General features: G+C 39.0%; 18 protein-coding genes. All 18 read right to left on the minus strand.

Annotated features, from left to right (window positions below; genetic code table 11):
* Window positions 1–54: 54 nt before the first annotated feature.
* Window positions 55–1,434 carry a 23S rRNA (uracil(1939)-C(5))-methyltransferase RlmD gene (gene rlmD / locus LMF89_RS07645; RefSeq protein ID WP_229534492.1) on the minus strand — a complete coding sequence of 460 codons (1,380 nt, stop codon included), beginning with the start codon at window positions 1,432–1,434 and terminating at the stop codon, window positions 55–57.
* Window positions 1,435–1,534: 100 nt separating this feature from the next.
* Complete coding sequence (locus LMF89_RS07640) at window positions 1,535–3,958, minus strand: Lon protease family protein (protein ID WP_229534493.1); 2,424 nt, start codon at window positions 3,956–3,958, stop codon at window positions 1,535–1,537.
* 101 nt (window positions 3,959–4,059) lie between these two features.
* Window positions 4,060–4,314 (minus strand): hypothetical protein, encoded by a 255-nt coding sequence (locus LMF89_RS07635; RefSeq protein ID WP_007957622.1) that lies wholly within the window; start codon window positions 4,312–4,314, stop codon window positions 4,060–4,062.
* 14 nt (window positions 4,315–4,328) lie between these two features.
* The gene (locus tag LMF89_RS07630; RefSeq protein ID WP_229534494.1) at window positions 4,329–5,009 is read right to left on the minus strand and encodes a CPBP family intramembrane glutamic endopeptidase; all 681 of its coding nucleotides are present in this window, start codon (window positions 5,007–5,009) and stop codon (window positions 4,329–4,331) included.
* Window positions 5,010–5,147: 138 nt separating this feature from the next.
* Complete coding sequence (gatB, locus tag LMF89_RS07625) at window positions 5,148–6,584, minus strand: Asp-tRNA(Asn)/Glu-tRNA(Gln) amidotransferase subunit GatB (protein WP_229534495.1); 1,437 nt, start codon at window positions 6,582–6,584, stop codon at window positions 5,148–5,150.
* A 3-nt stretch (window positions 6,585–6,587) separates the two neighbouring features.
* Window positions 6,588–8,051: an Asp-tRNA(Asn)/Glu-tRNA(Gln) amidotransferase subunit GatA gene (gene gatA / locus LMF89_RS07620; RefSeq protein WP_229534496.1), complete on the minus strand. Its 1,464-nt coding sequence runs from the start codon at window positions 8,049–8,051 to the stop codon at window positions 6,588–6,590.
* A gap of 11 nt (window positions 8,052–8,062) precedes the next feature.
* Window positions 8,063–8,353, minus strand: a complete 291-nt coding sequence (gene gatC, locus LMF89_RS07615) for an Asp-tRNA(Asn)/Glu-tRNA(Gln) amidotransferase subunit GatC (protein WP_229534497.1) — start codon at window positions 8,351–8,353, stop codon at window positions 8,063–8,065.
* 288 nt (window positions 8,354–8,641) lie between these two features.
* Window positions 8,642–9,925, minus strand: a complete 1,284-nt coding sequence (locus LMF89_RS07610) for a SpoVR family protein (protein WP_229534498.1) — start codon at window positions 9,923–9,925, stop codon at window positions 8,642–8,644.
* On the minus strand, window positions 9,925–11,109 hold the full coding sequence (yhbH, locus tag LMF89_RS07605; RefSeq protein ID WP_229534499.1) for a sporulation protein YhbH: 1,185 nt from the start codon (window positions 11,107–11,109) through the stop codon (window positions 9,925–9,927). The genes LMF89_RS07610 and yhbH overlap by 1 nt, the downstream gene beginning before the upstream one ends.
* A gap of 28 nt (window positions 11,110–11,137) precedes the next feature.
* Window positions 11,138–13,066: a PrkA family serine protein kinase gene (locus tag LMF89_RS07600; protein WP_007957628.1), complete on the minus strand. Its 1,929-nt coding sequence runs from the start codon at window positions 13,064–13,066 to the stop codon at window positions 11,138–11,140.
* Between the two features lie 565 nt (window positions 13,067–13,631).
* A complete protein-coding gene (gene metA, locus LMF89_RS07595; RefSeq protein WP_229534500.1) occupies window positions 13,632–14,585 on the minus strand; it encodes a homoserine O-acetyltransferase MetA in 954 nt (317 codons plus the stop codon).
* Window positions 14,586–14,691: 106 nt separating this feature from the next.
* A complete protein-coding gene (ligA, locus tag LMF89_RS07590) occupies window positions 14,692–16,728 on the minus strand; it encodes an NAD-dependent DNA ligase LigA (protein WP_229534501.1) in 2,037 nt (678 codons plus the stop codon).
* A gap of 132 nt (window positions 16,729–16,860) precedes the next feature.
* On the minus strand, window positions 16,861–19,086 hold the full coding sequence (gene pcrA, locus LMF89_RS07585) for a DNA helicase PcrA (RefSeq protein ID WP_229534502.1): 2,226 nt from the start codon (window positions 19,084–19,086) through the stop codon (window positions 16,861–16,863).
* A 149-nt stretch (window positions 19,087–19,235) separates the two neighbouring features.
* On the minus strand, window positions 19,236–20,873 hold the full coding sequence (locus tag LMF89_RS07580; protein WP_007957632.1) for a putative manganese-dependent inorganic diphosphatase: 1,638 nt from the start codon (window positions 20,871–20,873) through the stop codon (window positions 19,236–19,238).
* Window positions 20,874–20,991: 118 nt separating this feature from the next.
* The gene (locus LMF89_RS07575; RefSeq protein WP_229534503.1) at window positions 20,992–21,657 is read right to left on the minus strand and encodes a TVP38/TMEM64 family protein; all 666 of its coding nucleotides are present in this window, start codon (window positions 21,655–21,657) and stop codon (window positions 20,992–20,994) included.
* Window positions 21,658–21,817: 160 nt separating this feature from the next.
* Window positions 21,818–22,435 (minus strand): DUF3793 family protein, encoded by a 618-nt coding sequence (locus LMF89_RS07570; RefSeq protein ID WP_229534504.1) that lies wholly within the window; start codon window positions 22,433–22,435, stop codon window positions 21,818–21,820.
* A 33-nt stretch (window positions 22,436–22,468) separates the two neighbouring features.
* Window positions 22,469–22,759, minus strand: coding sequence for a DUF2325 domain-containing protein (locus LMF89_RS07565; protein WP_007931788.1), 291 nt, complete (start codon window positions 22,757–22,759; stop codon window positions 22,469–22,471).
* A 111-nt stretch (window positions 22,760–22,870) separates the two neighbouring features.
* Window positions 22,871–23,026: a hypothetical protein gene (locus LMF89_RS07560; RefSeq protein ID WP_229534505.1), complete on the minus strand. Its 156-nt coding sequence runs from the start codon at window positions 23,024–23,026 to the stop codon at window positions 22,871–22,873.
* Window positions 23,027–23,112 lie beyond the last annotated feature (86 nt).

Below are 23,112 nucleotides of genomic sequence, written 5' to 3' on the forward strand. Positions count from 1 at the left end.
AATATAAAAATTTCATTCAAGACGATACGTTATGTCTTTTGTAAACTAATAGCATTAACAATTTTTCTTTTGCAACAGGACTATGGACTCCACATGGTACGTATGGGAGAACATGTCAATTGGCTGAATTTCTTGTGTTTTATACCCCAGTTCTTCTAGTAAGGCCAAGTCTCTGGCTAAAGAGGATGGATTGCAAGATACATACACGATACGCTTAGCCTGCATAGCTGCAAAGGTTTCCAATACTAGTTTATCGCATCCTGCTCTGGGAGGATCAACGACAATGACTTGCGGACGGATACCTTCTTTAAACATTTTGGGCATGCTATCTACCGCATCGCCAACAATAAATTCAACATTAGAAACTTGATTCATCTGTGCATTATGCTGAGCATCACGAATAGCAGGTGCAACAATTTCGATTCCATATACCTTTTTTGCATGACGAGCTAAAAATAATGTGATGGTTCCAGTACCGCAGTAGGCGTCAATTACGGTTTCTTCCCCAGAAAGTCCTGCATATTCTACAGCTTTATTGTATAGCACTTCTGCTTGCTTCGTGTTGACTTGAAAGAAGGATCGAGCTGAGATATGAAAAGTAAATTCGCCTAATGTATCCGTAATATAATTTTCTCCCCACAAGGTTTTCGTCCGATTTCCTAATATTACATTCGTCTTATTGCTGTTTATATTTTGTATGACACTAACTAACTTGGGCACTCTTCGGCGCAAGTGAGCAATGATACGATCTTTGTGAGGCAGTTCAGGAGTTGCAGTTACTAAGACTACCATAACTTCATCAGTGGCTGTACCCACTCGTCCTAATACATGGCGCATAATCCCCCGACCTGTACGCTCATCATAGGTACTAATACCAAGCTCTGTGACGATTTCTTGCAAAGCTTGGGCAACTAGATTATTAGCCTCATGCTGAATAAAACAATGCTCCGTATTAATTATGTTATGAGTGCCTTGGGCAAAGCAACCTACTGCAACCTTTCCATTCACCGTACCAATAGGAAATTGCATCTTATTTCGATAATACCAGGAATCTTCAGCGCCTATCGTAGGATGAATTATCACATCATTGATCTTCCCAATGCGAGTCACAGCGTCTATCACCGTTTGCCTTTTCAAAATAAGCTGCTCATTATAAGCAACATGCTGCAATTGACAGCCGCCACAATCATAATAAATGGAGCATCGTGGCTGGCAGCGTGCAGCTATCGGTTTTAGGATTGCTTTTAACTTGCCTTTTGCATAACTTTTTTTCACTTCGGTAATTGTAACTTCTACCTGTTCCCCTGGTAGCCCATGAGGTACGAAAACAGTAAACCCTTCATATTTTCCGACTCCTTCCCCACTATGTCCCAAACTAACAATATCCAGGGTATATGTATTATTTCTTACAATTGGTTTTTCTTCTTTTACCATCTTATTATCACCTTTCCATTCAATCAGGAGTTTTTTAAATCCAGCTTTTTATTCAGAAATAAAGAGTGCCCAGTAAGGCACCCTATCAATAAAGAATTTATTAATGTTTTGCATCAGCTGCAGCTTTACTTAACGTAATAAAGCTATCCGTATATTCTTTTAGTTTTTGAGTTACTAAATAATGAATACTGCCAGGTGGATAGGTTCCATCCACACGACATTCACCCGCTGGTACATCGGTTAATAATTCGATGCCTTCATCGATTGTTTTTACCGTATATATGTGAAATTGTCCCTGTTTCACCGCTTCAATGACTTCATCATTGAGTACTAATTCATCTACATTCTGGTGAGGAATCATAACACCCTGTTCACCTGTCAAGCCTCTCATTTTGCAGATGCTAAAAAACCCTTCAATTTTCTCTGTAACCCCGCCAATGGGCTGGACTTCACCTTTTTGGTTAACCGACCCTGTAACAGCAATCGATTGTTTAATTGGAACACTTGCCAGACTCGACAACAACGCATATAGTTCTGTACTAGAAGCACTATCGCCATCAATACCACCGTAGAGTTGTTCAAAGGTTAAACTTGCAGTAAGTGCCAAAGGATACTTCTGTGCATATTTTTGTCCTATATAGCCACTTAAAATCAACACACCTTTGGTATGACTTGTACCGCTCATCTTGGTTTCGCGCTCGATGTTAACAATACCGCTCTTTCCCATATAAGTATTGGCAGTGATACGAGAAGGTTTTCCAAACATATGCTCTCCAACGGCCATCACAGCTAAGCCGTTCACTTGACCAATTTTTTTATCTTTCGTATCAATCATGAGTTTACCATCAGCAACCATTTCCTGCAAGTGTTCTTCATATTTATTGCTGCGATATTTTTTTTCTTCTATCGCTTGTTTGACATGTTCTCCTGTTACAATATCATTTTGATTCATGGTGGCCCAAATATCCGCTTCGCATAATATTTTTACTACTTCGCTAAAGCGAGTAGTCAACTTTTTCTGACTCCCTGCTAATCTACAGGAATATTCCACAACTCTGGCTACTGCAGAGCGATCAAAATGTTTTAGCTTTTTACTCTCAATTGCGGAACTAATAAACTCAGCCATTTTTTGCACATTGTCCATATTACTATCCATTTGCGTATCAAAGTCAGCGTGAATTTTAAACAGTTTACAAAAGTCTTCATCATAATTATACATTAAATAATATAAATAAGGATTACCAATTAAGATTACCTTTACATTAATGGGCACAGGCTGAGGTTTCAATGACGCCATAGCCATCATCCCATATTGTTCACTCAGATTTTCTACAAATAATTTTTGTGTTTTCAAAATCCGTTTTAAGGCTTCCCATGCGCCGATGTTAGTTAAAACATCCCGCACATTCAAAATGAGGTATCCTCCATTTGCTTTATGCAGTGCTCCCGCTTTAATCATGGTAAAGTCCGTACTTACCATGCCCATACGTGTTTCATATTCTACCCGGCCTACTAAATTATAATAAGTAGGGTTCGCTTCTACAATGACCGGGGCACCTTTTAGTTCACGATTATCAACCAATAAGTTGACCTTGTATTTATCTCGAATAGAATCTTGGGTATTCTTTTTCAAAAAGGCAAGAGGATTGCTGTGGTCATCATCACCACTGCTGTTCTTAAAATCATTAATATTTTTTACAACATCTTCTTTTACAGCCTCTAAATATTCTACGACAGCACTATGATCCTGATATTTCTGCCGCACTTCATCAATCATGCTGCCAGCGGCAAACAGACCTACCTTACCATCCAATTTCCGGATTTCTTCCCGCATTTCTCTTTCTAATTCCTGCATGCGCCTTACTACTTCCATGGCTTTTTCATGAACGGCCAATATTTTTTTCTCAGTAGCTTCTCTTTCTTCTTTTTCCAGGCTTTGAAATTCCTCAGGAGTCAGCGTCTTTCCATCCTTCATCGGCATGCCGACAAAACCAGTTGTTGACCATTGAGGCAATATTCCATTCTCACTGGCTTTTTCGTTAAAAGAGTCAATAATCAGCGTACGTCTTTCTTGAAATGACTTTATGGTATTATTTTTAGCACTTTCATAATCATCGCTGCTAAAAACTTTCCCAACTTCTGTTTTTATGTCTTCAATTAAACCTTCTATATCCTTGCAAAATACATGACCCATTCCTGCTGGCAATAATAAAGCGATAGGCTGGCTGCTATTTTTAAAATTATTCACATAGCACCAATCACCTGGACGTTCCTGTTCCTTGGCAACTTTAGCAACAGCCGCTTTCGCATAGGTAATTTTACCAGTTCCTACCAGACCTGAGATAAAGATATTATATCCATGATTTTTTGCAAACAAACCAAATTCTACCGCTTTAACAGCACGCTTTTGTCCAATCATTACATCAAGAGGAGATATACTCGCTGTAGTTTCAAAATGAAATAAATTTTCATCACAAGTAAAACGAAGTTTATTTACTGGCAGCTCAGGATATTTGGTCATCATATCTGCTCCCTTTTTCCACATTTTAAAGATATACTTCGACTATTTCCATAAAAACCCCTTTTACACTCTTAACTTTTCCTTTCCTTCATCTTCTGAGCAGGTTACTCGCCCTCTTCACTCCACAAAACAGATTGATAACCACATTGTACACATATGTCAAAAAATTTTTGAGGTTCATGGCATGCAGCATTAATCATGGACTTGGTGGCACCTGAACTATGAACCCACATCAGTTCACGATCTGTTTTAAATTCTCCGATTATACCTGATAAAGGACCATTCGCATACATACCCGCGGGAGGAATCTGACTAGCCCCGAAACTTTTTATATTACCACAGTTTTGACATTTTGGCATACTTTCATCTCCTTTTATACAAATGATATCCCCAAAAACAACATAATAATTTTAGATGTATTAAGCACCGAATGGGCAGCAATCGAACTAATGAGTGAGCCTGTCTTATAATAAAGATAGGATAAGCCCACTCCAACCAGAATCATTTCACTAAGCCAATACAAATTAAAATGCATAAGTGCGAAAACGAAGGAACTAGCAATCGCTCCTCCCCAAAATCCCCATTTTTCTTTCATGGGTAAAAAAGTAAACAATCGATATAGTATTTCTTCTGTCAAAGGTGCTAATGCCCCAGCTAGGAATAAAGGGGAGGCTAGGTCACGCCATGAAATGGCTTTTTCAACTTGGGCAACTAAAGGATGCTGACTAGGTGTGAGAAAAAGAACTGTCGTATATATTCTTTCACTAAAGATGCTCACACCTAGCAATATAAAACCAACAACGATTCCATAGAATAAATTTCTGTTAAAATTCTGAAAGGTTAGTCCTAGTGCTTTGAAGTTGCCATTATGCCTTCGGACTACTAAACAAACCAGCGCTAATACCACCAATCGATCGGTCACTTCTATGACAAAAGGTGTCGCCACAAAAATCATCGGATATAAAACTCTTACTAAGAATAAACCTACCATTAATCGTAATACATGAATCGAAAAAACATCCTTGAGATTCCAAGGGGCTTTATTTTCTAGCATAATACTACCTCTTAAATTAGAAAGACATATCAATACCATTATGCACGTCCATATCATCTTTCATGCTTGGAAATTTTTAAACAAAAAATAGCCTTCCTGCCTTGGTATCGACAGAAAAGCTATTTTCACTCTATCTTATTATAATCTTTCACGCAGTAAGGTATTTACCATATCCGGATTCGCTCGTCCCTTTGTTTGTTTCATAATTTGTCCGACTAAAAATCCTATGGCCTTGTCTTTACCTGCTTTAAAATCAGCTACGGATTGAGGGTTTGCTGCGATTACACTTTCTACAATGGCAACAATCTCGCTACTATCGGAAATTTGCACCAGCCCTTTTTCTTTGACAATCACTTCTGCATCTTTGCGGCTGGTCCACATTTCTTCAAATACAGTTTTGGCTATTTTATTAGAAATTGTTCCCTTTTCAATTAGAGTAAGCAGTTCAGTCAATTGTTTAGGTGAAACAGGGCAGTCCAAAATGGTTATGCCTTCACTATTTAAGTGTTTAGATACTTCCCCCATCAACCAATTAGCTACTACTTTTGCATCTCCATTATTTTGCACACTTTGATCAAAATAATCAGCTACCGCTTTACTAGATGTAATAATGCCAGCATCATATTCTGATAAGCCGTAATCATTCATTAGACGCTGCCTGCGAGCATCAGGCAGTTCTGGCAAATTAGCACGAATTTCGGCCACTCTGGCTGGGTCAACCACAATTGGCACCAAATCAGGCTCTGGCAGGTACCGATAATCGTGGGCCTGTTCTTTACTACGCATAGAAGCAGTGATCCCTTTATTTTCATCCCAAGTACGTGTTTCTTGAATCACTCTTCCCCCATCGTCTAGTATTTCTTCCTGACGAATCACTTCATACTCTATACCACGCTGTACGGAACGGAAAGAATTGAGATTCTTAATTTCCGCTTTTGTACCAAGGGCAGCTTGTCCATGTGGCCGCAGGGAAATATTAGCATCGCAGCGCAAACTGCCTTCTTCCATTTTGCAGTCCGATACATCTAAGTATTCCAAAATGGCTTTTACTTTTTCCAAATACGCCCTGGCTTCTTCTGCGGAGCGAATATCTGGTTCAGAAACGATCTCTAATAATGGTACTCCTGTACGATTATAATCTACCAAGGCAGAGTCCGAACTGCTGATCGTCGCACCTGAATGCACCAGCTTTCCAGCATCTTCTTCCATATGTATGCGCGTAATATTAATACGTTTGGTTTCTCCATTTACCTCAATATCTAAATGCCCATTTACTGCAATGGGTAAGTCATATTGAGAGGTTTGAAAATTCTTCGGCAGATCAGGATAATAATAATTCTTACGGTCGAACTTACTAAACGGCAGGATTTCACAATTGAGAGCCACCCCTGCTTTTATAGCAAATTCTACTACTTTCTCATTAATGACTGGCAAAACTCCAGGAAGTCCCAAACATACTGGACAAACATTAGTGTTTTGTTCTGAGCCAAATTTTGTGCTGCATCCACAGAAAATTTTTGAATTGGTCTTTAGCTCTGTATGAATTTCTAACCCTATTACTATTTCATAATCCATCGATTAAACCTCCCCTAGGGTTGCAAAGCCCTTGTGGTAATCATTATTCTGCTCAAATGTATAGGCAGCGCGAATGATTGTTTCTTCTCCCAGAGGCTTACCGATGATTTGCATACCAATAGGCATGCCAGCTGCAAAACCACATGGAATGGAAATCGCCGGTACTCCTGACAAATTTACAGGAATCGTACATACATCCTGCAAGTACATGGCAAGGGGATCATTCGTCTTTTCACCCAATTTAAAAGCAGTAGTAGGTGCCGTCGGTGTAATCAATACATCTACTTGCTCAAACGCCTTGTCAAAATCCTGTTTCACCAAGGTGCGAACTTTCAACGCTTTTAAGTAATACGCATCATAATAACCAGAACTCAACGCATATGTACCAAGCATGATACGGCGCTTTACTTCCGCACCAAAGGCTTCACTGCGAGTCTTCTTATACATATCAATAATATCATTGCCTTCTACTCGATGGCCAAAGCTCACTCCATCATAACGGGCCAAATTAGAACTGGCTTCTGCCGGAGCAATCATATAGTAAGCTGACAAAGCATATTCCGTATGGGGCATAGATATTTCTTTATATTCAGCACCTAAAGCTACTAATTGTTCAATGGCCTTGTTAATGGCTCTTTCTACTTCAGCATCCATCCCAGCAACAAAATACTCTTTCGGAAGACCGATCTTTAAACCTTTAATATTGTTTACCAATGATTTTGTATAATCAGGCACACCAGTATTAATTGAAGTCGAATCTTTGGCATCATAACCGGAAATGATATTCATCACATGTGCACTGTCCGTAACATCACGGGTAATCGGTCCAATTTGGTCAAGGGAAGAAGCATATGCCACCAGTCCATAACGGGATACACGACCATATGTGGGTTTTAGTCCAACTACACCACAATAGGCTGCTGGTTGGCGGATCGAACCACCTGTATCGGACCCCAATGCCCAAATTGCTTCTCCCGCTGCAACAGCGGCTGCCGAGCCACCACTAGAACCACCTGGTACCGTTTCCAGATTCCAAGGATTGTGAGTAGGAAAAAATCCTGAATTTTCTGTAGAACCGCCCATAGCAAACTCATCCATGTTAGCTTTACCAAGGATAACAGCGTCTTCTGCCGCTAATTTTTCAGCAACGGTTGCATCATAAGGAGGTACAAAAGTTGCCAATATTTTTGAAGCACAAGTTGTTTTTATTCCTTTGGTGCATATATTATCTTTCAGAGCTCCTGGAATACCAGCAAGCACAGAAACCTTCTCACCACGCTGAATTTTACTATCCACTGCCTGAGCCTGAGCCAAAGCAGTCTCACTCGTTCGAGTAATATAGGCTTGTACATTTTTATCGACAGCATCAACCCGCCCTAGCACAGCCTTTGTTAATTCTACAGCTGATATTTCTTTTGCTACTAATTTTTCATGCAATTGACTCGCTGTATGTTTAAATAACTCCATGCTTATCCTCCTTATCCTTCCATGATCTTAGGAACTTTAAAATAACCATCTTCCTGTTCAGGCGCATTTGACAATGCTAATTCCCGAGGCAGCGATGGCTTTGCTTCATCTGCCCGCATTACATTTCTTAGCGGCAACACATGAGCAGTAGGCTGTACATTATCAACATTTAGCTTATTTAAAACATCTGCATATTCTAAAATAGCATCCATCTGTCCAGTAAATGTTTCAAGCTCACTCTCGGAAAATTCCAGTCGTGACAATAAAGCAACATTCGCTACATCTTTACATGTAATCTTCACAATCTCACCATCCAAACTTAGTATTGTTAAGAAATTTCATAATAAACTATATTATACCATGTTTAAGAGAAATTCAAAAATAAAACATTTCAAACCGCGAAGATGCGAGGATTATGAGAATTTGAAATGACAATCAGAATGTACAACAATCGAACCACAAAGACGCAAAGTACACAAAGGGTTCCTATTTTGCGCACTCCTTTGTGGTTCATCACATCTTATATTCTTTCACTTACAGACAAAGATTGCTGCAACGCAGAATCGACGTTGCAGCAATCTTTGTCTTTCTCAATCATGTACATTCACTATTTTACCTTCACTACAACTAATGATTTTAGGATTATTATCGATCTTGACTCGCAAATCAACTTTTCCGCCCCAAAGATCAACAACATATTTGACGGTTTCCTGGGCATAGTTTAATTCCAATTCTCGTTGATCACAAACATGCTCTAATAGTAAGGTACCATTTTCCACCCCCACAGGTCTAATAATAGGTATACTCCCTAAGCCAACGGCATTAGCCAAATTGTCTCGTACTGTTTTCCAGCCTTCTTCATTCGAAACTTCTGTTACAACTATATCTTCACCTTGTATGCCATAGGAGAACAAATGCAGCTTTTCACACAACTCCTGGTTTAAATAACGGCGTATAAAAGACTGATCCCGATCCTCAGACCGTATGGCCATAATCTTCTCTCGCCCGCCAGGCTGCTGATCCAAGTATTCAAACATCTTAAAGCCCAGAAAATAAGGATTAATCTGCCCTTGATGAGGACGTATCACCAAATGATGGCGTTGTAAAAATTCCAAGTGAAGTCCCTGTGGCAACTCAAGTTGATTTAAAATTTGATAATGCCAGTAGCTGGCCCATCCTTCATTCATAATCTTAGTTTCCAATTGGGGAATAAAGTACATAGTCTCTTCCCGTACGATATGAATTAAATCACGTTCCCATTCAACCAGCTTTCCTTTCTCTGCCAGAAATGCTAATAAATCATCTTTTAGCCGCTCTGGCACAGTTCCTTCCTCTTCCTCAGGAATTTGCTTTCTTTCGCCATGCCGGCACGTTTGAAATTTAAGTCCGTGTGCCGCATCCAAAATACGCTCTACCTTATCTGGACCGATGCTGGGATCTTGTATATATTCCCTGACACGATTCGCATGAGCCTTAAACATTTCCATCTCCAGCTTGGCCCGTGTATCCCGTTTAAATAGACGATTATTCTTAAAAAAATCATTATGCCCGTATACGTGGGCCATGGTCAAAATATGAATGAGCAAGGTATTATCCCGCATTAAATAAGCAATGCAAGGATCGGAGTTAATCACCATTTCATAGGGTAATCCAACAAGATTGTATTTATAAAAAGTTTTTTGCCTTTCATAAGCCTTACCAAAGCTCCAGTGAGGATAATGGGAAGGCATACCTACGTATGCCTCATAACACAACATATCCTCATAACTGCATATTTCAAAATGCTGTTCATAACAATCTAATCCTGCATCCCATACTAACTTTTCAATTTTATCATTCCAGTATTCTAATTCGTCTAAGCTATAGGCTGCCATCAGCTGTTACCTCCGGATGCAGATTCCGTATCTAAGATCTTCTTAAATGCTGGCCAAATATCTGTTTTATCGCCCATCATAACCATAATAAAATTATCCAAGTGTATTTGTTTTTCATATTCTTTGCTAATGGCACTCCCATACATGCTACTGGTTGTTATTTCTCCATACCCAAATAAATTGCTGATCGTACAAAGCTGGTTCACTAAAGCAACAGCTTTAGCATTATCTTCACCCCAGTTATCACCATCTGAGCAGTGAAAGATATAAATATTCCAGATGGCTGGATTATAACGCTGTTCAATAATTTCTAACGCTTTTTCATACCCACTGCTGATATAGGTTCCTCCAGTCTCGCCTCGATGGAAAAACTCTTGTTCATTCACTTCTTGAGCAGTGGTCGTATGAGCGATAAATGCTACCTCAACATGTTCATACTTCCAGCGTACAAATTGGTACAGCAAAAAATAAAAACTGCGCGCTAAATATTTCTTGGTTTGATCCATTGATCCAGATGTATCCATGATACAAATCACTACCGCATTGGAATGCCTGCGGGTATCTTCTTTTATGCGGCAATAGCGCAAGTCATTTTCATGAAAAGGTATACGTTCCGGAGATTCGTTTTCCTCATTATTATATTTATCCCGCTGCGCCATTTTTTGACGTTTAATTTTTTCTGCCAACGTTCTTTTCTTATTTAAATGGGGTGGAATCCCTTTGCGCTGAAAGCTTGAACGCTTAAATTTGCGTTCTGACTCGATTTGCGCGAACTTTTTCCTTTCCATATCCGGTAATTGTAAATCATCGAAAAGATAACTAGTAAGTTCCTCTATGGTTATTTCTGTCTCGTAAACGTCTTCACCGGGATTATTACCAGCTTGCCCCTGTCCTGGCTGCTGCCCTGGCTGACCATTCGCCTTGCCAATAACCTGCCCCTTTGCTTCCTGCCCTTCCCCAGAACCTGTGCCACCGGCATTCTTTCCGTAAATGAATTGATATTCTTTAATTCCTCTTATGGGAATTTTTATTTTTTTATCCTTGCTTTGCCCAATAATACTTTCCTCGGCAATAATATCACCTAAATTCTTTTTTATGCTTTCTTCCACTAGTTGACGATGTCTTTTGCGGTCCCATGCCGAACGATCTGAACTATTCGTATTCCCATCCTTAAAGATAGCCACTACTTGTCATCTCCCTCCTACCAACCCCTTAGTCCTTCCAAAGATTATTGGCCGCATATTTCAAGATGACATTACAACAATGGTCACAATAACCATTCGCTTTTAATTCCTCACCCATAACATTATATTTGGTATCTTGTTCTTTATCCCGTACTCTCGCCTTCGTAATAATACGTGAAATTTCTTTAACGGCTACCGTTAATTTCTTTTCAATGGCCTCTTTTAACGGTTCATAACACTGATAATCAATTTTGCCGCCATTACGCAAGACGGAGAACATATAAGCAGTCACGTCCTGACGAAAACCAGGTGCCGCAGTACTATAAATACCAACCTGTTCTTCGATTGACTGAAGAAACTTAAGATCAGGTTCTAGCTCCTCGCCTGTATTCTTATCTTTTATCTTAGTTGAATTAGCAAAAGCCTCCGCATGATCCAAATAGTTATTAAATAAGCTTTCCGCTTGTTCACTATATCCATGTATAAAGGCTCGTGTAATTTCTTTCTCCAGAATCTTATGATACTCTTTTTTAATGGTATCTTGTAAAAAAACTAAATACCGTTTTTTATCATCTTCAGCAATGGCCAATTCCTTAACTGCTTTAGTTAAAGTATCTAAAATACTAATGGGGTTAATACAATTATTTTCTGATTCCGATAGGGCAACATCTACAGCCTTCATAATGAAGCGAGTAGAAATCCCCGTCATACCTTCTCGCTGCGCTTCATCCCTGAGTTCAAAAATATCAATTTTCTTTGTAGAACCTTTTTCTACAATTTCCTCGCCATTATATAGTTTCAATTTTGTTAATGGGTCTACTTTGGCTGACGGACTCAATCGAGTTAAAATGGCAAACATGGATGCCATTTCAATCGTATGAGGTGCAATATGAGCATCGAAACTGCTGCTTCTTAAAATTTTCTGATAAATCTTTACTTCTTCATCCAGCTCCAGGCAATAGGGAACTTCAACTTTAACAATTCTGTCTAAAATCGCTTCATTCGTATGATCAGATTTAAATTTATTCCATTCCGCTTCATTCGAGTGAGCTAAAATGATGCCATCAAAATAAATCATAGAGCCCTTGCCTGGCGACGGTATGGACTTTTCTTGAGTAGCGGTAATCATCGTATGCAAATATTCCACATCATTCTTAAAGACTTCAATAAACTCAACCAATCCCCGATTTCCTACATTGAAAGCTCCGTTTAATGACAATACTCTAGGATCATCTTCAGGATATAAATCCATTTTAGAAATATCAACAGATCCAATCAACACGGAAGTATCTTGATTATTGGGGTCAACTGGAGGTACTGTACCTATCCCTTTACGGGACCGAATGGAAAACTCTGCAGTTTCTACTGGAAAGCGCTCAAACTCACCGTGGTATTCATTTTTTAAACGATAGCGGCAAACAGGGCAAAGATCACCTTCAATTTTTACACCTAACAGCTCTTCAAATTTGGGACGAAGGTGTTTCGGAATCAAGTGAAGCGGCTCTTCCCGCATTGGACAATCCTTTATGATATAAATAGAATGGCTCATTTCCAGCATTCGCTTCAAGGCTTCCATTATAGAAGACTTGCCCGCACCGACAGGCCCAACAAAATAGAGGACTTGCCTAGATTCTTCTCCTTTCATCGCTGCAGAATGAAAATAACGCATAATTTTCATGAGTGTCTTATCGATGCCATAAAAATCATTTTTAAAATATGTGTAGCGCTTTAATAGATCATTGCCATAGATTCGTTTTAAACGTGGATGCTCTTCCGTTTTTACTGTTTCTACGCCAGCAGCAATCAGCAAATCATACATGCGCTGATGCGCCAGCATGACTACCTTAGGATTTTCCTTAATGATTGCCAGATAATCAAGAAGCACACCATCAAACTGTCGATGCGTCTTTGCTTCCCGGTCTTGTTGTATAAGACTTGCAAAGTCAAAACTTTTCATAAAATTGCCCCTCCCCTTAATTTACAAGCGTACTCTCGGAGAAAAACCATATATAGCCGTAAACTAGCAAATGAGCATAAAGCGTGGATTAAGTAGCAGGTTGAAGCCTTAGTTATGCGCTCATCTTTTCCGTCCTAAATGGCACTTTCCGAGAGACTATCCTACAGTAGTAAAAGATATTTAGAAACAATTTCTTAGAGGCTTTCGAATAGATGAAATCTATATTATAGATATGCAATTCCTTGCAAACATTATTACTATAGAATTTTTTAGTCTAAGGGTTCTTTTACCTCTTAACTACTGATTTTCATTGAATGATCCTGAAAAAAGGTCAACAAAAAGCACACCCGTTGCTTCCGGAGCATTTGGCTACAATGCTGGCGAAATACCAACTCCTGCACCGCGCAAAGAAGGTACAATAACGATTATTAAATAAGAATACGGTAGTAGTCATACCATAATGACTCATACTGAAAACTAGAGGCTATATTCCATTATGAATGGAATATAGCCTCTAGTTTTTCTCATTAGTTCGCAGCGGACAAATATGTAGAAAGGATTTTAGTTAAATCCCATCCCCATCAATACCACGCAATTCATCTTCACTTAAGCGATTCAAATCAAAAGGAGTTCCTTGATATACATAATAATTAAGCCAATTGGAAAACAGTAAATTGGCTGCACTGCGCCAACGCACGATTGGTGTTTTTTGAGGATCATCATTGGGATAATAATTGACTGGAATATTAATAGGCAACCCTTCTGCCACATCACGATCATATTCTGTTTTAAGAGTTAATACATCATATTCAGCATGACCCGTAATAAATAAATGCCGATAGGTTTTGTCAATGACTGCATAAACACCCGCCTCTTCTGACTCAGACAGGATGGATAATTGGGGCACCTTCTCCACATCTTCTTTTTTTATATCTGTATGTCTGGAATGAGGAACATAAAAAACTTCATCAAAGCCCCGAAATAACATTTTTTCTTTCATATTTACAGTGTGAGGAAACACACCAAATAATTTTTGAGGTAAGTCATGTTTAGGAATACCATAATAATGATACAAAGCAGCTTGAGCTCCCCAGCAAATATGCAAGGTAGAATAAACATTCTTTCTACTCCAATCCATAATTTCACACAACTCATTCCAGTAGACAACTTCCTCATAAGGCATTTTTTCCACTGGCGCGCCAGTAATGATCATGCCATCATACTTACGATCTTTCACGTCAGCAAAAGTTTCATAGAATTTAACGAGATGTTCATGAGGTGTATTTTTAGGTTCATAGGTTGCTGTGTAGATGAAATCAAATTCTACCTGTAGGGGTGAATTCCCCAATAACCGGAGTAATTGTGTCTCTGTAACAATTTTCGTCGGCATCAAATTTAATAGTAATATTCGAAGTGGACGTATATCTTGCGCATAGGCACGATCCTCATCCATTGTAAAAATATTTTCTTTCTCAAGAATATTTACAGCTGGCAAATTATTGGGGATTTTTATAGGCATATTCTTTGACTCCTTTTCACTTGAAAAATCATTGGAACAAATTACGTACTTTTATTCTAATGCAATTCTCCAATAAGTCCTAATATTCCTTTTCACTATTCTTAATTTATTTGCCATCCCCAACCATTCTTAGAAAATCTTCTTCCTCTAGCACTTCTACCCCTAACTGCTGAGCCTTATCAAGCTTACTGCCTGCTTCTGCGCCAGCAACCACATAATTCGTTTTTTTACTAACTGAGCCGGATACTTTACCGCCTAATTTTTGAATGATGTCAGATGCCTGATTGCGACTCATTTTTTCTAAGGTTCCTGTTAATACAAACGTTTTCCCTGAAAAAAGCTGATTTTCCGTAATTGTTTGTTTTTCTTCTATCATGTTTAAGCCAGCAGTTTCAAGTCTAGCAACCAGCTCTAAATTTTCTTCAGCAGCAAAATACGCAACAATGCTTTCTGCAATTTTAGTACCTACTTCATCTAGTTCCAGCAGTTCTTCTACTGAAGCTTGCTTTAAATCCTCCATATTACCATAACGCCGTGCTACGATTCCGGCAGCTTTTACACCAACGTGACGAATGCCTAAAGCAAATAATAATCTGGACAATCCTGCCTGTTTGCTGTTTTCAATAGCAGTCAGCAGATTTTCTGCTGACTTTTTACCCATTCGGGGTACTGTAAGGACTTGTTCCATTTCTAATTGATACAAGTCTGCCACATCTTTAACAAGACCAGTATCTACTAAGGCATTTAATACCGCTGGACCCAAGCCATCAATATTCATAGCATCACGAGATACAAAGTGAATCAAGCCTTCTCGAAAAAGTGCAGGACAGTGGGGGTTTGTACACTTGTGAGCAGACTCCCCCTCTTGCCTTATTACTTTGCCTTTGCATTCAGGACATTCCTCTGGCATAACAAAGGGGATCTGTGCTCCAGTACGTTTCTCCATTACCACTGAAACAACTTTCGGAATGACTTCTCCTGCCTTATGAATAATTACCGTATCTCCAATACGAATATCTTTTTCTTCTATATAATCCTGGTTATGTAAGGTCGCTCGGCTAATGGTGGAACCCGCTACTCTTACAGGGCGAAGAATTGCTGTTGGCGTCAATACTCCCGTCCGTCCAAGCCCTACAAAAATATCTTCTACCACAGTAATCGCTTGCTCCGCTGGAAATTTATAAGCAATCGCCCATCTCGGATCTTTAGCTGTATAACCTAAGATTTGCTGACTGCTTAAATCATTTACCTTTATGACCATCCCATCAATCTCGTAAGGAAGTTCATGACGCTTTTCAGCAAAACCCGTACAGTAGGCAATCACATCTTCGATCTGATTAAATATCTTATAATGAGGGTTGATTTTTAGTCCTAGTTGATTGAGATATCCTAGCACTTGTCCATGTGTAGTTAATTCAATACCTGTATAAGTACCAACGCCGTAGACAAAGATATCTAAGGCTCGATTGGCTGTCACCTTAGGGTCAAGCTGACGCAAGGACCCTGCAGCAGCATTACGCGGATTTGCTAATAATGCTTCGCCTGCTTCTTCTCGTTCATGATTTAAACGCTCAAATTCCTTACTGGGCATATATATTTCACCACGGACCTCTAGAAAAGAAGGAATCCCAACATGATCACCACGCAGCATTAAAGGTATTGATTTAATGGTTCGAATATTCGTAGTCACATCTTCTCCCTGGGTACCATCGCCCCGGGTAACACCACTCACTAGATGACCATTTTCATAAGTTAAATTAATTGCTAAGCCATCAATCTTTAGCTCCACTACATATTCAATACCCTGCTCTTCTCCCAGACCACTTTGCACTCGATTATGAAAAGCCAGTAATTCATCTGCAGAAAAGCAATTTCCTAAACTACGCATGGGTGTAGCATGATTTACACGCTTAAAACCGCCTGCAACCATACCACCCACTCGCTGGGTAGGAGAATCCGCCGTGATCAACTGGGGATAGGATGATTCCAGCTCGATTAAACTACGCATTAACAGATCAAATTCTCGGTCCCCAATTTCAGGATCATCAAGAACATAGTAACGATAGTTATGATAATGGAGTTGTTCACGCAACTGGATGATTTTGTTTTGAATTTCCTGTATATCATCTAGCTTTTTTTCCACGACTTTGATCACTCCCAAATTAGAATCAGGAAAGCTGCAGCATAGACTGCAGCTTTCTTATATTGTCATAAAAGTATCTTTTTATACCAAGCTGCTCTAACACGCAGCCTAAGGCTTAATATTCCTTCTCTATTACACTTTGGTAATCGGCGCCATATTCGCAACGACAAGTTTGATGCCAAGGCCAGGAAACGCAATTTTAAGTTCCTGGCTGTCTCCACTCCCCTTCACTTCAATTACAGTACCAATTCCCCACTTTGTATGCTGAGCCTTATCAGCGACTTTCCAAGCACCACTGCTTTGCCCTTTTTGAGGATGAGCTTTCATAATAGGAGCTCGTAAGGGACTTTGTACAACGGATGAGGTCGAAGCAGGCGGATTGATGGTCGCCTTACTTCCATTACTGGCAAAACCATAATGATTTTGCCTGCCTGAATATTTTTCCACCATGGCACTCGGAATTTCGCTCAAGAACCGGGATAAAGGAAACATTTGCGTCCTGCCATAAATGGTGCGCATGCGGGCATTGGTCATATATAATTTGCGGCGGGCTCTTGTAATACCTACATAGCAAATTCGCCGTTCTTCTTCAATTTCTTCTTCATTCATTAATGTGCGTGAATGAGGGAAAAGCCCTTCTTCCATACCAGCCATAAAAACAACTGGAAATTCCAATCCTTTTGCAGAGTGCAGTGTCATAAGTGTAACACGGGCTTCTGATATTTCAGCATTATCAATGTCAGCTACCAAAGCAACCTGCTCTAAGAACCGTTCTAAGGTTTCTTCCCCGTCACTCTTGGCAAACTCCTTTGCAACACTTAGAAACTCTTTTAAATTGTCCAGCCTATTTTCATCTTGCAAATCCGTACTCTTTTGCAACTCCTCTACATAACCAGAGTCATGCATTACTTTGTTCACTAATTCTACAACAGACAAAGAATGTACTTGAGCCATTAAGTTAAAAATCAGTTCCGCCAAAAATTCTAACGGAGCTTTTGCTCTTGCAGTAAGTCCTGGTACTAATTCAGGATTACTCACCACATCAAACAATGTCATATTATTCTCTGCAGCATAAGCTGTTAAGCGGCTAATCGTAGTATCTCCAAGTCCCCTCCTGGGCACGTTGATAATTCGCAAAAGACTGACACTATCTGCCGGATTAAAAATAACCCGCAAATAAGCTAAGATATCTTTGATTTCTTTACGATCATAAAATTTTAACCCGCCTACAATCACATAAGGAATACCAGCCTGCATGAAAGCTTCTTCAATAGCCCTAGACTGGGTATTGGTGCGATATAATATTGCAACGTCACCATAAGACGTACGATACACTGTATTTAGCTTAGTAATAGTATCCCCAATGAACTGGGCTTCATCCTTCTCATGGTGAGCTAAATAGTGAGTAATCAGTTCACCTTGAGGATTTTGCGTCCACAATTCCTTCGGCTTCCGGGAGCTATTGTGCTCAATTACAGCGTTAGCAGCATCTAAAATCACTTGAGTCGAACGATAATTTTGCTCTAAGGTAATCATCTTGGCTTCTGGATAATCTTTTTCAAAATCTAAAATATTACGAATATCCGCTCCCCGCCAGCCATAGATACTCTGATCCGCATCACCTACAACACAAAGATTGCGATGCTTATCCGCCAGCATACCTGCCAACAAGTATTGGGCCCTGTTTGTATCTTGGTATTCATCAATCATAATATAGTGGAATTTACGTTGGTATTTTGCCAAAACCTCTTCATTATTCTGTAAGAGTCTCACCGACAGCATGAGCAGATCATCAAAATCCAATGCATTGTTAGTACGCAATTTCTGTTGGTATAACTGGTAAATCTCTGCTATTTTTTGTTCATGAAAATTACTGGATAAGGATGTGAATTGCTGTTCATCTTGTAAGGCATTCTTAGCATTGGATATGGTAGCTAGAACACTGCTTGGCTGAAACTGCTTATCATCCAGATTTAATTGTTTTAAACAACTCTTAACGAGAGACTGGGTATCGGATGTATCATAAATTACAAAATTACTTTTATAACCAGCCATTCCGCTAATCTCCATACGCAGAAATTTAGCACAAAAAGCATGAAACGTACTAAGCCAAATATCTTTGGATTGAGCACCGACCATAGTATGCACGCGCTCTTTCATTTCTGCAGCAGCTTTATTCGTAAAAGTGATGGCTAAAATATTATAAGGTGCTACACCTTGTTCCAAAAGATAGGCAATGCGACAAGTTAATACCTTGGTCTTACCAGATCCTGCACCCGCCATAATGAGTAGCGGTCCATTGGTATGTAAAACTGCTTCCCTTTGCATGGGATTTAAGCCAGCGATAATATTTTGCATAATTTCCTCCGTAGTAACACAACTTTTGAGTTTTTAATAACCTTAATTAATTCGGCAAAATTACAATAGTTCCTGTTAATTATAAAAAAAATAGATTATATAGAGCATATTAAGCTCTTCTATAATCTATTTATAGCCAAACCGTTGAGCTATATTCTTGCGGCTTCTGACATGGGTGGAATAATCTGCTTCTTTCGCGACATAACACCCGGGAGATACAAAACTCGATCCTTACCCTCGCTGCCAAAGGCTTGCTTTAACAAACTAACAGGCTGCCCAATGTATACTAAATGAGTGCCTTCATTCAAAATATCTGTAACCATTAATAAAACCATATCATAGTTTTCCTTCTGACGCAGTGCTTCCATACTCTGCTGCAATTCTTCTTTTATCGATAGAACTTCATCAGCATCCATAACAGATATTTGTCCAATCGTCATCCGATAATCGCCAATCTGAAATTCCTTAATGTCATTGGCAATAATATCAGCCGTTGACATGCCCTTAATACTAGCTCCTGCTTTTAATATACTCATCCCAAACTCAAAAACATCTAATTGAGCAAGTTCTGCTAATTGACGAGCAGTCCTTTGATCCTTCTCAGTGCAGGTTGGTGACTTAAATAGAACCGTATCAGATAAAATAGCCGCTAATAATAGACCTGCAATATTTTGCGGTATGGTTATATTACGATGCCAGTACATGTTAGCAACAATCGTAGCCGTGCAGCCAACAGGCTCATGTCGGATAAAGATCGGTTCACTCGTTTGCAGGCCGCCTAAGCGGTGATGGTCAATGATCTCTATGATTTGGGCTTCTTCAATTCCTTCAACGGCCTGCCCGCTTTCATTATGATCTACAAGAATTACTTTTGTCCGCTCCTGCACAATTAATTTATCACGATGAATAGCTCCGACTAATTTTCCATTTTCTACAACTGGATATACTCGATAATTAGTATCAGCAACTATTTTTTTAATATCGGTGACTAAATCAGTAGGTTTAAAGGTAATTACTTCTTTGCGCATGACCATTTCTAACGGAATACTTTGGTTTATTAAACGGGCACAAGTGTAGGTATCATGAGCCGATGCAATAACCAAAATACCTAATCCGGCTGCTTTTTGAATTACTTCTTCATCCACCTTAACATTGCCTGTAACTACCAGGCAGGAAATACTACAATCTAAACAGGTTAATTGTGCATTCTTGCGGTCCCCTACCAATACAATATCATTCGCACTAACAAATTTTTGTATTAAACTGTGGCTTCCAGCTGCAATATGCACTCTACCTGCTACTTTACGTTCTAAGTTATCTCCACAGAGTAATTTACCTTCTAAAGCCTTTAACACACCAGCAAAATCTACACCTGCTTGGCTTAAATCCTGCATTTGCAATTCATCAAAATATAAATTCGCTAAATCACCTACGGTTACAACGCCCGTCATGAAACGCTTTTCATCTACAACAGGCACTGATTTCACCTTATGTTGTCTCATAATGCGTCCTAAGTCCCGCAATGTATCTTTAGGACCCGCCGTTACTACTTCTGACTGCATAATATCCTTTACTCTTGGATATAAATCCGTAATCAGTTCCGGCGGGGTAAACCCTAGCGTTTCTAAAACAAACTTTGTTTCGCTATTTATTTTTCCAACTCTGGCCGCTACAGCATTTACCCCTCTAACTTGCTGAAAATAAGCATAACCAATTGCCGAGCATATGGAATCTGTATCTGGATTGCGATGCCCGACAACATAAGTCGGTTTAGAAAGTTCTGTCATGATAAGTCCTCCAGTGCTATTTCTTATACTGCTACAATTTTTCCACTTTATATTTTACCTTATTTATTGATAATTGAATAGCAAGTTATTAATAAAAATAGAAGGGCTTGCCCAAAAGTCAAACCCTTCTATTTTTATTAAGTAAATGATAGGCCAGCGGAGTAAAAAAAACAAGAGCTACCAAGGCAATTCCAAATAAAAAGGTGGAAGAAAATATATCCAAAAGAGAATATCCTAAAACATTATAGGCAAAGGCACCAGGAATCATCCCAAGGGTAGTGGCCGAGACATAGTCACGAAAGCGAATTTTAGATAATCCAGCTAAGTAACTGACTGGATCATAAGGGAAAATAGGTACGATTCGCATAAATAGCATGGTACGAAAGCCATTAGCCGCCATCTTGCTCTCAAATAGCTGTAAGTGCGAAAATTTACTTAGGTATTTTTGCATTTTTTTACGCCCTAATAAGCGAGCTATTACAAAGCACAAACATGCACCTATTACTCCACCAACTACAACATAAAAAGTACCCCACCAAGGGCCAAAAGCCAAGCCGCCAGCCAACGTGAGGACAATGGCAGGAAATAAAAGCAAGGGTCTGATACTATACATAAAAACGTACATTACAGGTCCCCACCAACCAAAAGATACTACTACATTACGAATCGATTCAGGCGTCAGGCGACTGACTCCTACAACATGTACAAATAATAAACCTAAAAAGACTAAAACCAATAAAAAACCAGCTTTTATCGCTGATTTCTTTTCACATAGCATCATCATTATTAAATACAAACCTCAATTTATAGTAAGAATAAAGCCCTAATATCGACTTACAGATTATAACTTTATTCTTACTATAATGTAAAGATAAAAATATTTTTTATGTCAAAAACTCCTTTTATTATATATCTTTCACTAAGCTGGGGAATGAGAAAGAGATTTAAGCAGTTTGCGAACAAGGACCGCACAACACATCAGTCACTTTGTAACCTTGCATCATCCAATCAGCAACTTGACTTTTCATCTCTTCCATCCGCTGCATGATACTTAGTGAGGTTTCAGGATCACCATATACTTTCCACATCCCCTGACAGGTATGACCTTCTTTACCCGTGCCCATAAATCCCATAACATCTTTTAAAGGTATTCCCAATAGAATTCCCATTTCGTGAGGGCACATGGATTGAAAACGCCCTTTAAAATATAGCAAAAGATCTTCTAAACTCATGCTTGTATGATAACCGAATCCTTCTAAAAAGCGTCGATTTTCTTCATCATTAACATAACTGTTTAATAAATCAACACGATAAAAAAGTATTTTCATGCTATGGGGCTCATTTTTAAGTACCAGCCACTCCACATTACTATTTGCTAATAACGCTTCACCATATTGAAGCCACATTGTCTTCATAAAAATTTTGGAGGAATCCATTAGATTAAGCAATGTACCTGGTTTTTCACCATAAATTGTCGGGGCTAATTCCACAGCCAGCCACTTAAAGAAAAAGTCAGCATCATTCTTACTACCTTGAACTTGCAAAAATTCTTTCCAACACATATCCATTCCACCTTGTAAAAATAATAATACTGATTAATTCATTACACCTGCAGAAACTAACTTTTCTTCAACAGACCCCCAAGAACGTTTGGCAAACACCAACGGTACATCCTGCGCTTTAGCGACGGCTTTTACCATTTTAGCAGTATTATGATTCACATAATCAGTTAATACTAATACAAACTGGGTTTTCTTAGGGATGCTGATTTTATTTTGATTTGAGACTCGCCTTCCATCAATATGCGTCAATTTAGTTACCCCTAGCGAATACAGATTCTTTTCAATAATTCCTAAATAATCGGCTCCAATTACAACAATAGACATATTAATATCCCCTCTTCATTTTATTTATTATCGACTACCCGTTATTGATTATCATTCTCATTAATTGTTTAAAAAATAAAGTTAGCCTAAAGCTATCTTCATCCACTTAGCCTATTTATCATCATCTTTCTTATCTGTACATCCGCAGTCATTACAACTCTCTGAACTACAACATGCTCCTCCTTTTCCAGTTACTTTTTTCCACACTGTTAGAGCAAAATAACCTAATGCCACTGCACCAATGCTGTATAGTATCAGGTTTTCCATCTCAAATTCCTCCTTTTTAGCATCACTTAAACTAAGATTATATTGATAAGGTTTGGGTTTGCACTAAGTGAACCAGTGCAAACCAA

It is taken from the genome of Pelosinus baikalensis (assembly GCF_020819555.1).
Taxonomy (GTDB): domain Bacteria; phylum Bacillota; class Negativicutes; order DSM-13327; family DSM-13327; genus Pelosinus; species Pelosinus baikalensis.

What these genes read in the sequence shown, in the direction of transcription:
- rlmD (WP_229534492.1), bottom strand. Translation starts at nt 1,434, where the DNA reads ATGGTAAAAGAAGAAAAACCAATTGTAAGAAATAATACATATACCCTG.
- LMF89_RS07640 (WP_229534493.1), bottom strand. Translation starts at nt 3,958, where the DNA reads ATGATGACCAAATATCCTGAGCTGCCAGTAAATAAACTTCGTTTTACT.
- LMF89_RS07635 (WP_007957622.1), bottom strand. Translation starts at nt 4,314, where the DNA reads ATGCCAAAATGTCAAAACTGTGGTAATATAAAAAGTTTCGGGGCTAGT.
- LMF89_RS07630 (WP_229534494.1), bottom strand. Translation starts at nt 5,009, where the DNA reads ATGCTAGAAAATAAAGCCCCTTGGAATCTCAAGGATGTTTTTTCGATT.
- gatB (WP_229534495.1), bottom strand. Translation starts at nt 6,584, where the DNA reads ATGGATTATGAAATAGTAATAGGGTTAGAAATTCATACAGAGCTAAAG.
- gatA (WP_229534496.1), bottom strand. Translation starts at nt 8,051, where the DNA reads ATGGAGTTATTTAAACATACAGCGAGTCAATTGCATGAAAAATTAGTA.
- LMF89_RS07610 (WP_229534498.1), bottom strand. Translation starts at nt 9,925, where the DNA reads ATGGCAGCCTATAGCTTAGACGAATTAGAATACTGGAATGATAAAATT.
- LMF89_RS07600 (WP_007957628.1), bottom strand. Translation starts at nt 13,066, where the DNA reads ATGAAAAGTTTTGACTTTGCAAGTCTTATACAACAAGACCGGGAAGCA.
- metA (WP_229534500.1), bottom strand. Translation starts at nt 14,585, where the DNA reads ATGCCTATAAAAATCCCCAATAATTTGCCAGCTGTAAATATTCTTGAG.
- pcrA (WP_229534502.1), bottom strand. Translation starts at nt 19,086, where the DNA reads ATGCAAAATATTATCGCTGGCTTAAATCCCATGCAAAGGGAAGCAGTT.
- LMF89_RS07580 (WP_007957632.1), bottom strand. Translation starts at nt 20,873, where the DNA reads ATGACAGAACTTTCTAAACCGACTTATGTTGTCGGGCATCGCAATCCA.
- LMF89_RS07575 (WP_229534503.1), bottom strand. Translation starts at nt 21,657, where the DNA reads ATGATGATGCTATGTGAAAAGAAATCAGCGATAAAAGCTGGTTTTTTA.
- LMF89_RS07570 (WP_229534504.1), bottom strand. Translation starts at nt 22,435, where the DNA reads ATGTGTTGGAAAGAATTTTTGCAAGTTCAAGGTAGTAAGAATGATGCT.
- LMF89_RS07565 (WP_007931788.1), bottom strand. Translation starts at nt 22,759, where the DNA reads ATGTCTATTGTTGTAATTGGAGCCGATTATTTAGGAATTATTGAAAAG.
- LMF89_RS07560 (WP_229534505.1), bottom strand. Translation starts at nt 23,026, where the DNA reads ATGGAAAACCTGATACTATACAGCATTGGTGCAGTGGCATTAGGTTAT.